This window comes from Inquilinus sp. (genome assembly GCF_057815775.1).
In genome coordinates this window covers 1-11,018 of the sequence record NZ_JBYRFX010000811.1, presented here as the reverse complement: position 1 = coordinate 11,018, position 11,018 = coordinate 1, and the positions used below count along the sequence as shown (strand labels likewise).

The following is an 11,018-nucleotide window of genomic DNA, read 5'->3' as shown; positions in this document are numbered from 1 at the left end:
TCGTCGGCGGCATAGCGGCGGCGGCTCATCTCCGCGATCACGATGATGGCGGGGTCGGAGGCGGCCACCTGCTCCCAGCTCACCGACGGCCATTCCTCTTCCGTCTTGATGATGTTGCGGGCGCCGAGCGTCTGCATGATGTAGGCGGGCACGCCGTTCTTGCCGGCCATGAAGGCGTCGCCCTGGACCTCCTTGCTGGAGAACCAGAACACCACCGGCACGTTGCTGCCCTTGACGCCGGCAACCTCGGCGATGGCCGCGGCCTCGCGCTGCTTCAACTGGGCGACCAGCGCGTCGCCGCGGTCGGCGACGTCGAAGATCGCGGCCAGGTCGTGGATCTCCTGATAGACCAGATCCATGCTGAACAGCTGCTTGCGCACGCCGTCGCCGCCGCCGGAATTGTCCTTCTCGACGCAGTCGGCCGGGGCGATGTAGGTGGGGATGCCCAGTTCGGCGAACTGCTCGCGCTTGCCGACCGAGCCGTTGGGGCCGACATGCCATTCATATTGGGCGGTCACCAGGTCCGGCTCCTGCCCCACCACGGATTCGAAGCTCGGGTCGTTGTCGGCCAGGCGCTTGATCTTGTCGTTCGCCGCCTCATAGCCCGTCAGCACCGGGCCGAACCACACGGCGGTGCCGACGACGCGGTCGGCCAGGCCCAGCGACAGCAGGATTTCCGTGCTGCTCTGGCCGATCGACACGGCGCGCTGCGGCGCGTGGGTGAAAGTGACGCTGACGCCGCAATTCTGGATCGTCAGCGGATACTGCATCGGCGCGGCCGAGGCGGCCGGCGCCAGGCCGAGCGCCAGCAACGCGAGGCCGGCCAGTGTGGATAGCCGAAATGGCACGTGGAAAGAGCGATACGGGACAGCCGTCATGATGCCTCCTGCCCGGACAACCCCGCCCGGGAAACGGATTGCGATATGACGGCAGGTCTCCTGGCTCGCGGATCATGGCTTCACATCGGCCTTCCCACCCGGCCGGACGGGCCTGGGGCAGTGGCGTGGGCCTCCACGTCGAGGTCCACCGAGGATGTTCGGCGATCCGCTGACAGTTGCGGGGGCAGCCACGGCCTCCGCCTGCCCTGTCGTTGGGGCGGGCGTCACCGTGTTCCCTTTTGATCCCGTGCGGGAACCGTCGACGCGATGTGTATCAACCGCGCCGAGGGCCGGTCAATCGCCGATCGGAGACACCCCGGACGCCCTTTCGAGAGGGCCACCGCGCAACATGCGGCACACTCAGCTTGACCGAGACGACCCAGTATGATCCTTATTGTCTGATAATAATAACAATACACCAATCATAAACATCGCCAAGGTCGACAAGACCGGGAGGAACCCAATGAAGCGTCTCATCCTGACGGGGCTGGCGGCGGCTGTCTCGGCGGTTCTCGCCATCGGCCCAGCCCAGGCGGCCGACAAGACGATTGCCTTCGTCACCAACGGGTCGTCCGATTTCTGGACCATCGCGCACAAGGGCACCGACAAGGCCGTCGCCGAACTCAAAGGCTACAGCGTCGAGTTCAAGATCCCCGGCGAATCCAGCGCCGCGGAGCAGCGCCGCATCGTCGAGGACATGCTGGCCCGCGGCGTCGCCGGCATCGGCATCAGCCCGGTCGATCCGGACAATTCCACCGCGCTGCTGAACAAGGCCGCCGGCCAGGTGCCGCTGTTCACCTTCGACAGCGACGCGCCGAAGAGCGACCGGCTCCTGTACATCGGCACCGACAACGTCGCCGCCGGCGTGCAGGCTGGCGAATTGCTGAAGAAGGCCCTGCCGGACGGCGGCAAGATCATGCTGTTCGTCGGCACGCTGGGCAACGCCAATGCCCGTGAACGCCTGGAGGGCATCAAGAAGGCGATCGCCGGCACGAAGATCGAGATCGTCGACACCCGCACAGACGACATCGACTTCGCCAAGGCCAAGCGCAATGTCGAGGATACGCTGACCAAATACGACGATCTGTCGGCGCTGGTCGGCCTGTACTCCTACAACACGCCGATCATCTATGACGCGATGAAGGCGGCCGGGAAGCTGAACCAGATCAAGATCGTCGGCTTCGACGAGGATCCGGTCACGCTGCACGGCATCCAGGAGGGCGCGATCGTCGGCACCGTCGTGCAGCAGCCCTTCGAGTTCGGTTACCAGACCGTGAAGTATCTGGCCCAGTACATCGAGGGCGACAAGTCCTTCATCCCGGCGGACCACATGAAGATCATCCCGACCCGGATCATCGACAGTAGCAATGTTGCCGATTTCCAGAAGACGATGAAAGAGATGTTGGGCAAGTAAGATAAGGCACGGCGGGGGCAATGCTCCCGCCGGTCGCCATGGGAGACTACCCATGACCGATATCGTCCTGGCGATGGACGGGATCGCCAAGACCTATCCTGGCGTGCAGGCCCTGAAGGATGTCAGCCTGTCCGTCCGGCGCGGCGAGGTGGTCGGGCTGATCGGCGAGAACGGCGCCGGCAAGTCGACGCTAATGAAGATCCTGGGCGGGGTCGAGTCGCCGACCAGCGGCACCATCACCGTCAACGGCACCCAGTATGCCGCCCTGAGCGTGACCGATGCGATCGCCGCCGGCATCGCCTTCGTCCATCAGGAACTGAACCTGTTCGACAATCTCGACGTCGCCGGCAACGTCTATATCGGGCGCGAGCCGCGGCGCTTCGGCCCGCTGAAGCTGATCGACACCGCCCGGCTGCATGCCGACACCCGCCGGCTGCTGGGCCGGCTGGGCGTCGATTTCGGGCCGGCCACGCCGCTGTCGTCGCTGTCGATCGCCCAGCGCCAGATGGTGGAGATCGCCAAGGCACTGTCGCTCAACGCCAGCATCATCATCATGGATGAGCCGACCTCGAGCCTGACCCTGACCGAGACGCAGACGCTGCTGCGCGTGATCGGCGAGCTGAAGGCGGACGGGGTCACCATCATCTTCATCACCCATCGGCTGGGCGAGATCGAGGCCTGCGCCGACCGGGTGTTGTGCCTGCGCGACGGCCGCATGGTTGGCGCCCTGGACCGCGAGGAGATCCATCACGACCGCATGGTGCGGATGATGGTCGGCCGCGACCTGAAGGCGCTGTACATCCCGCCCGCCGTCGTTGCCCAGCCCGGCGCCGTCGAGATCCGCGGCGCCCGCACCATTGCCTATCCCGGGCAGGAGGTGACGCTGTCGGTCGGCCGTGGCGAGATCCTCGGCCTTGCCGGCCTCGTCGGCTCCGGCCGCACCGAGCTGGCGCGGGCGATCTTCGGCATCGACCCGATGACAGCCGGCGAAATCCGCCTGGACGGCACGGCGCTGGCTGTCGGGTCGCCCCGCATCGCCATCGCCCAGGGCGTGTTCCTGGTGCCGGAGGACCGCAAGCGCTCCGGCCTGGTGCTGGAGATGAGCATCACCGAGAACGTGACCCTGCCCGATCTGGACCGTCACGCCCCGCGCGGGCTGATCAGCCGCGGCGCGGAGATGCGCGAGGCCGAGACCCAGCGCGACAAGCTGCGCATCCGCACCCCGTCGGTGGGCACCAACGCGGTGAAGCTGTCCGGCGGCAACCAGCAGAAGATCGTGCTGGCGAAATGGCTGGCAATGCAGCCGCGCTTCCTGATCTTCGACGAACCGACCCGCGGCATCGATGTCGGCGCCAAGTCGGAAATCTACCAGCTGATGCGCACCCTGGCCGATCGCGGCGTGCCGATCCTGATGATCTCCAGCGACATGGAAGAGGTGATCGGCGTCAGCGACCGCATCGCGGTGATGCATGAGGGCCGGATCGCGGGGACGTTGACGCGCGACCAGTTCAGCGAACCCAATGTGATGCAGCTGGCCGTCGGCCGGCCGCTGGCGGCCTGAAGCCACCCATGCGGCGGCGCCATCCTTCTGTGTCATTGCCGGGCTTGACCCGGCAATCCAGAAGCTGGCGACAGACTCTGGATGCCCGGGTCAAGCCCGGGCATGACAGTTGCGGTGTAAGATAGCGCGAAACCGGCCGACGATCGTAACGGCAGGACACAAACCGGGAGGATGGCGGGAGCGATGCGGAAGGAATTTGGGCTGGCGATTCTGATCCTGTTGATCGGATGCATCGTGGCGGTGCTGCAGCCGCGCTTCATCTCGCCGGTGAACCTCTTCAACATGGCGAACCTGGTCGGGCTATACGGGCTGTTCTCGATCGGCCAGGGGTTGGTGATCATCACCGCCGGCATCGAGCTGTCGGTCGGGTCGATGTTCGCGCTGATCGGCGTCGTCTTCGTCGACATGGTGGTGAATTGGGGCTGGTCCTGGCCGCTGGCGCTGGCCGCCGCCGTCGCCATGGGCGGCGTGTTCGGCGCCATCCACGGCTTCCTCGTCGCCAAGGTCGGCATCCAGCCCTTCGTCGTCACCCTGTGCGCCCTGCTGATCTATCGCGGCGCCGCCCGCTACTACACCGACGACGCCACGGTCGGCTTCGGCTATGGCGGCGATTTCGACACGCTGGCGAACTTCGCCACCGGCCGCAGCTTCGGCGTGCCCAACAGCTTCCTGACGATGGTGCTGGTGGCGCTGGTGATGTGGGTGGTGCTGCACCGTTCGGTGTTCGGCCGCTACCTCTTCGCCGTCGGCAAGAACGAGGAGGCGGCGCGCTATTCGGCATCAGCACCCGGCTGGTCATCGCCTCGGCCTATGTCATCTGCGGGCTGCTGGCCGGCCTGGCGGCCGTGTTCCTGGCCTTCTACACCAACTCGATCCAGCCCTCGGCGCATGGCAATTTCTACGAGCTCTATGCCATCGCCGCGGCCGTACTGGGCGGCTGTTCGCTGCGCGGCGGCGAAGGCTCGATCCTGGGCATCATCCTCGGCACCGTGCTGCTGCAGGTGCTGCAGAACCTGGTCAACCTGCTCGGCATCCCCTCCTCGCTCAACTTCGCGGTGATGGGCACGGTGATCCTGATCGGCGTGCTGGCCGACCAGCATCTGCAGCGGATCCGGAACGCCCGCCTCGCCCGCGCCGTGCCGGTCGTGGCCGCGCCGGCGACGGCGGCGGTCGCCGGATCGTCACCGAAACCGTGATAGCCTGACCGAAAGGCAGCGACCGGCCGCCGGACAGGGAGGCACGCCATGCCCGATCACGGGACCTTCTGCTGGAACGAGCTGAACACGCGGGCCCCCGCCACCGCGCGCGACTTCTACGCCAAGACCCTGGGCTGGGATTTCGACAGCATGCCGATGGCCGGCGGCTGCGAGTATCTGGTCGCACGGATCGGCGACCGGGTGGTCGGCGGCGTGTTCGACCTGCGAGGCATGCCCGGCATGGACGCCGTGCCGCCGCACTGGTTTTCCTATATCGAGGTCGACGACGTCGATGCCCGGATCGCGGCGGCACAGCAGGCCAGCGCGACGCTGCTGCGCGACCCGTTCGATGTGCCTGGTGTCGGCCGCATCGCCATCGTCCGCGACCCCACCGGCGCCGTCGCCGGCTGGATGACCTCGGTCTCCCGGCCAGGCTGAACCGGCTGGATTGACGCCATCGCCCTGGCAGCCTTAGGCTGCCAGCATGGTTCGTCACGCTGCCTTCGCATCGTCGCAACAACGCCGCCTGCTTTCGGCGCCGGCGGATTTTGCACGTGCGGATGGGAGCCGACGGTCGTCCTGACCTCCGGCTGACAGCCTACACCACGACCCGCCCCGCCGTCTCCCGGCGGGGTTTCTGTTTCCGATCCTCGCCGGCCCTCTGATCCCAAGGAGAGCCACATGATCGATCCACACCTGCTGTTCGCCTTCGTCGCCGCCGTCACCCTGCTGATGCTGATCCCCGGGCCGAACGTGGCCCTGATCGTCGCCAACAGCGTCGCCTGGGGGCCGCGCAGCGGCCTGCTGACGGTGCTCGGCACCAGCTCCGCCATGGTGCTGCAGCTCGGCCTCACCGCGCTCGGCCTGACCGAGATCCTCGGTGCGCTCGGCGCCTGGTTCGAAGCGCTGCGTTGGGTCGGCGTCGCCTATCTGCTGTATCTCGGCATCCGGCAGTGGCTGTCTCCGCCGACCGACCTGACCCGGGTGGCGGCAGAGCGTAAATCCGCCGGCGCGATCTACACCCGCGCCCTGCTGGTGTCGCTGACCAACCCGAAGACACTGCTGTTCTACGGCGCCTTCTTCCCGCAGTTCATCAGCCCGGCGCACGCCGCGGGACCGCAGATCGCGATGCTGTCGGCCCTGTTCCTGGCCATCGCCGTCACGGTCGACGGCAGCTGGGCGCTGCTGGCCGGCCGGGCCCGCTTCCTGCTCGGCCGCCACGGCCGGCTGCGCAACCGCATCTCCGGCGGCCTGCTGGTCGGTGCCGGGCTGGGCCTTGCGCTGGTCCGGACCAAGTAGGCAGGCATTTATCCGCTTGGCCGAATTCGATGGCCCACACGCCGCCCAATACAATGGCCGGAAATCCTGCCGTCTCGTCAGGTCTGGCTAAAGGTCGCGCATTGCCGTATAAAATCTGTGTATTGCCGCCAATATTTCAGGGAGAAGCCCAAATGGCCAAGTACCATAGCGTGCTTTTTGCAGGGCTATTCATCACCGCCCTGGCCGGATGCAGTTCATCCCAGACCACGACCAATGCAGCACCGCAGCCGACTGTGGCCGCCCCAATGGCGACGGCGGACGCGGCCGGCAAGCTTCAGGTCAACCCAAAGGACTTCGAGGCCTGGCTGAGCGTGATGCCGGGGTCGCCGCATTCCCTGCATGTCGAAGGCAAGATGGGCGCCGTCACGGCACCGTCGACCGGCTGGACGGTCGAACTGGCCGACGGCCCGCAGGGCAAGAACAAGCGGACCAAAGTCCTGCAACTGCAGGCCGCTGCACCCGACGTCGGCGGCGACGTGATGACGCCGATGGACGTGCCGCCCTATGTCGAGGATCCGGCCACCGCCGACTACACCCGGGTCACGATCTGGCACGGGGGCAAGAGCTTCACCATCCGGGTCCGCCGGGCCCACTGACGGACAGCGACGAAAAGGCGGGCGTCATGCTCGCCTTTTCCCGGTCCTATCGCGGCGCCAGGGCCTGGTCCACGATCGCCGCGGTCTCCGCCCAGCCGGGAAGGGTCGCAGCGGCCTGCAAGGCGCCGGCCCGCAGTTCGGCCCTGTAGGCCGGATCGTCCAGCAGATGCGCGATCGCGGTCCGCAACGCCCCGGCATCGCCGACCGCCACCACGATGCCGGCCGCGCGGTCGAGCCATTCCGTCACGGCGCCGGCCGCGGTGGTGACCACCGGCACGCCGCGGGCGACAGCCTCGCTGATCGCCATGCCGAATCCCTCATGCGTCGAGGACGAGACGAACAGATCCGCCCGGCACCACAGGCGGTCGAGTTCGTCCTGTTTCAGTTCGCCGGCCAGGACCACCCGGTCGGCCAGGCCAGCCGAGGCGATCTGCGCTCGCAGCGCTGCCACGTGATCCGTGGCGCGGGTCGCATTGCCGACGAGAACCAGCTGCCACGGCCGGTCGCGCAGCCCGGCCATCGCGGCGACCAGGGTGCCGTGATCCTTGCGCGGCACCACGGCCCCGAGCGCCAACAGCAAGGGGGGGCCACCGGCCGATCCCGCGGATGGCTCTCGGCGATCGACGCCCGGCTTCGCCACGATCAGCGCGCCGGGCGCCACGCCGTAATCCTTGGTCAGGGTAACGGCCGTCGTGTTGGATGTGGTGATGACCCGATGCGCAGCCGATAGGGCGCGCTTCTCCCTCTGGACGACGGGTTCGACCTCGGCCGCCCCGGGGGCTTTTTCCAGGGCCAGCGGATGATGCACGATCGGCACCAGCCGCAGGCGGGGGCCTTCGGTGAACATCAGATCGGGCAGCACGCTGGTCACCAGCTGGTCCGACAGCACCAGCATGCCGTCGGACAGGGCCGCCAGCAGCCGCGCGGTCTCGGCTTTGGCTGCATCGTCCGGCACCGGGAATCCGGCGGGGACGATGACATCCCGGATGTCCCAGCCGAGGCTGCGCAATTCGGTCATCAGCCGGTCATCGTAGACCCAGCCGCCGGTGCGCCGCTCATAGTCGGCGGAAATCACGAAAGCCGCCGAGCGCCCGGCGCCCTTATCCCCTGCCATCATCCGATCCAAATCCGCCACCACCGGGCCTTCTCATCCCGAACGGTCCGATGTCCGTGTTACCGGATGATTGCAGGCCGCGCGACAAGGACGGATGGCAGGCTCAGTGCTCCGGCCCTTCCGGCTTGGCCTTGGCGTCGAAATCGAAGTAGCGGAAGGTCGCCACCATGTGCGGCGGCAGCGGCGCGGTGACGTCGATGGTGCCGCGCGTCGGGTGCGGCAGCACCAGCCGGCGGGCGTGCAGGTGCAGCTGGCGCGCCAGTTCGGCGCCGGTGATCTCGGATTTGCCGCCTCCATACTTGCCGTCGCCCAGGATCGGCGTGTCGAGCGCCGCCATGTGCAGGCGCAGCTGATGGGTGCGGCCGGTCACCGGCCACATCGCCACGAAGGCGGCGTGCTGGGCCGCGGCCTCGACCACCGTGAAATCGGTGACGGCGCGCTGGCCCTCCTCGTCATCCTCGTCGACGACACGGCCGACATTGCTGGGCGACCGCGCCAGCGGCAGGTCGATGCGGCCCTGGCGGGGCTGCGGCACGCCGACCGTCACCGCCCAGTATTCCTTGCGGGTGTCGCGCTCACGGAAGGATTCGGCCAGCCGCCGCGTCGCCTTGGCGCTGCGGCCGATCAGCAGCACGCCCGAAGTTTCCTGGTCGAGGCGATGGATCAGCCGCGGCCGCTCCCTGGCGTCGAACTGCAGGTGGTCGAGCAGCCCGTCGACATGGGCCTTGACCTTGCCGCCGCCCTGCACCGCCAGGCCGGCGGGCTTGGCCAGGGCGATCACGTCGTCATCCATGAACAGGATGGCGCGCTTCAGCTCCGCCGCCAGCCCCTGCGCCTTCTCCGGCTTAAGCGGCATCGGCGCGCGCGGGGTCGGCGTTTCGGTCGCAGTATCGTCCAGCGGCGGGATGCGAATGGTCTGCCCGGCCTCCAGCCGCTGCGCCGCCTTGGCGCGCTTGCCGTCGACCCGGATCTGGCCGGTGCGCAGCAGCTTCTCCAGCCGGCCATGGGTCAGGCCGGGGAAACGCTGGCGGAACCAGCGGTCCAACCGCAGCTCGCCTTCGTCGGTCTCGACCGCGACGCTCTGCACCCCGCTCATGCCGGATACCCCGATCGCGGGGCGGAACTAGGCGCAAAATGGACTGGACGGGTCATCGGCAGGGGCTCTGGCATCAAGGTCATCCGCGTTGTTTAGCACGCGGCCGCGAATGAGGGGATACGCAGCGGAATCCGACGAATTTCCCGCCACCCGTGCATATTCCCATATTATCATCTCGGAAAAGGGATTGAGTCGGAACAGGGACTGGGACGATGGGGTCGATGAAGCTTGGATTGATCGCGGGGGCGATGCTGCTGGGGGCACTGGCAGGCTGCGCGCCCAAGGAATTGGCGCCCGATCCGACCGCGGAGGCGCTGCGCCAGCACGGGGCCAAGCCGATCACCGGCACGGAACTCACCGAACGGCTGAGCGACAAGACGGTCTACGGCACCTTCTCGGTCGACACCAACACGGCGAAGGCCGGCGATGCCTGGACCGAGTATTTCGCGGCGGACGGGCAGTTGTGGTACCGCGACGTCAAGGCCACCTTCCGCGGCCAGTGGCGGGTGCCGGATGGCAAGGACGAGCTGTGCCTGACCTTCCGCGAGGGCGAGGAGCGCTGCGCCCAGCTGTTCGACCTCGGCACCAAGATCTATTTCATCTCGACCGCCCAGGGCCCCTATCAGGGGCTGGCCGTCTCGTATGCCGACAAGGTGACCGACGGCGACGCCGAAGGCTTCGTTCCGAAGCCGCCGGAGCCGCGCAAACGCAACAAGCGGCGCTAGGAGCGCGGCCAGGACGCCGGCCGTCTACTCTGACCGGTCACAAATGGGGGGATCTAAATGCGCAAGATAGTCCTGGCGCTGGCAGCCGCTTTGGCATTGTCCGCCTGCCAGACAACGAGCCCGGGCACGACGACGGTCCTGACAGCGGACATGCTTGCCGAACAGGGGGCAAGGCCGGTGCCTGGCAATCGTCTGGCATCGATCTTCAGCGACCAGACCGTCTATGCCCGTTTCACGAGCGACTACAGAACTATGAAAGCCGGCGAACCCTGGGTTGAATACTACGCACCAAATGGGGATTATTACTACAAAGACAGAGTCGATACCCTGCGAAACCATTGGGCTGTAGAAGGCAACGATCTTTATTATATAGACAACGGGAAGAAGTATCGCACAAGCGTTTATGAGAAAAACGGTTCCTATTATTTTATTTACCTGAATGACGACAAATACAAAAATCATGCCATTGGCCGCACAATCCGCTTCGCCAAAGGCAACGTCGAACCGCTGAAGACTCCCTCGGCGTTCGACTGGTAGGTCAGCCCAGCGGCCACATCACGCCGAAGGGAAGGGGTGCCCAGGCCGCGGTGGGCGCCCCGGCCGTGCGCAGCGCCTCTTCGGTCCAGACGTTGCAGGTGCGCCAGGGCCGGTAATGGCCATGGGCGGCGTAAAACGCCTCATAGGTGCCGGTGCCCGGCGGCGCGGCCAGGACGCCGCGTCCCTCGCCATCCAGCACCGCGGTGTCGCGGATGAAGCGGCCGAGTGCCGCCCGCCCTTCGCGATCCAGCGCCAGCCGGGTGCAGGCGGGGATATCGGCGGGGTCCAGCACATAGGCGACATGCAGCGCGCTGGGGCCGCCGCCGAACAGGGCCGCCATCGCTGTGCTGAAGCGAAGGTCGGCCCAGCTGGGGGTGTCGCGATAGAAGGTCAGGTCGCCCCAACCGAAAGCGACATGGAGATCCGGCCGTGAGAAGCCTGGCGCCGCATCGGGGAACACCGCGGGCCAGTCCGTCTGCCCATCCCGCGCCGGCAGGACGATGTCGGTGTGGGCCAGGCTGGCACAGACATAGGCCGGCGCCTCCGCAGCAGCCGCAACCTGCGGTCGGCCATCGGCCGGA

At 67.1% G+C, this 11,018-nt stretch carries 11 protein-coding genes, 1 pseudogene and 1 riboswitch; of the genes and pseudogenes, 8 read left to right on the top strand and 4 right to left on the bottom strand.

Annotated elements, in window-relative coordinates; translation table 11 throughout:
* A partial coding sequence (locus tag AC3XYG_RS29085) for an ABC transporter substrate-binding protein (protein ID WP_489143367.1) occupies window positions 1–878 on the bottom strand: 878 nt, incomplete at its 3' end.
* Window positions 879–911: 33 nt separating this feature from the next.
* Window positions 912–1,154, bottom strand: a riboswitch (cobalamin riboswitch).
* Between the two features lie 187 nt (window positions 1,155–1,341).
* Between AC3XYG_RS29085 and AC3XYG_RS29080 the strand changes: the two genes are divergently transcribed.
* From AC3XYG_RS29080 to AC3XYG_RS29055, 6 genes and pseudogenes are all read left to right on the top strand, one after another.
* Window positions 1,342–2,292, top strand: coding sequence for a sugar-binding protein (locus AC3XYG_RS29080; RefSeq protein WP_489143366.1), 951 nt, complete (start codon window positions 1,342–1,344; stop codon window positions 2,290–2,292).
* 52 nt (window positions 2,293–2,344) lie between these two features.
* A complete protein-coding gene (locus AC3XYG_RS29075; protein WP_489143365.1) occupies window positions 2,345–3,853 on the top strand; it encodes a sugar ABC transporter ATP-binding protein in 1,509 nt (502 codons plus the stop codon).
* Window positions 3,854–4,024: 171 nt separating this feature from the next.
* A pseudogene (locus AC3XYG_RS29070) lies at window positions 4,025–5,049 on the top strand (ABC transporter permease).
* A gap of 48 nt (window positions 5,050–5,097) precedes the next feature.
* Window positions 5,098–5,487 carry a VOC family protein gene (locus AC3XYG_RS29065; RefSeq protein ID WP_489143364.1) on the top strand — a complete coding sequence of 130 codons (390 nt, stop codon included), beginning with the start codon at window positions 5,098–5,100 and terminating at the stop codon, window positions 5,485–5,487.
* Window positions 5,488–5,730: 243 nt separating this feature from the next.
* Window positions 5,731–6,348 carry a LysE family translocator gene (locus tag AC3XYG_RS29060; protein WP_489143363.1) on the top strand — a complete coding sequence of 206 codons (618 nt, stop codon included), beginning with the start codon at window positions 5,731–5,733 and terminating at the stop codon, window positions 6,346–6,348.
* Window positions 6,349–6,500: 152 nt separating this feature from the next.
* Complete coding sequence (locus AC3XYG_RS29055) at window positions 6,501–6,965, top strand: hypothetical protein (RefSeq protein WP_489143362.1); 465 nt, start codon at window positions 6,501–6,503, stop codon at window positions 6,963–6,965.
* Between the two features lie 46 nt (window positions 6,966–7,011).
* On the opposite strand, the gene AC3XYG_RS29050 is transcribed toward AC3XYG_RS29055, so the two are convergent.
* A complete protein-coding gene (locus tag AC3XYG_RS29050) occupies window positions 7,012–8,082 on the bottom strand; it encodes a glycosyltransferase family 4 protein (protein ID WP_489143361.1) in 1,071 nt (356 codons plus the stop codon).
* Between the two features lie 100 nt (window positions 8,083–8,182).
* A complete protein-coding gene (locus tag AC3XYG_RS29045; RefSeq protein WP_489143360.1) occupies window positions 8,183–9,175 on the bottom strand; it encodes an RluA family pseudouridine synthase in 993 nt (330 codons plus the stop codon).
* Window positions 9,176–9,396: 221 nt separating this feature from the next.
* Between AC3XYG_RS29045 and AC3XYG_RS29040 the strand changes: the two genes are divergently transcribed.
* Both AC3XYG_RS29040 and AC3XYG_RS29035 read left to right on the top strand, forming a co-directional pair.
* On the top strand, window positions 9,397–9,900 hold the full coding sequence (locus AC3XYG_RS29040; protein ID WP_489143359.1) for a hypothetical protein: 504 nt from the start codon (window positions 9,397–9,399) through the stop codon (window positions 9,898–9,900).
* A gap of 57 nt (window positions 9,901–9,957) precedes the next feature.
* Complete coding sequence (locus tag AC3XYG_RS29035; RefSeq protein ID WP_489143358.1) at window positions 9,958–10,437, top strand: hypothetical protein; 480 nt, start codon at window positions 9,958–9,960, stop codon at window positions 10,435–10,437.
* Window position 10,438: 1 nt separating this feature from the next.
* Here AC3XYG_RS29035 and AC3XYG_RS29030 read toward each other — a convergent pair.
* Window positions 10,439–11,018, bottom strand: a 580-nt coding sequence (locus AC3XYG_RS29030; protein ID WP_489143357.1) for a DUF2459 domain-containing protein, incomplete at its 5' end; no start/stop codon positions are given.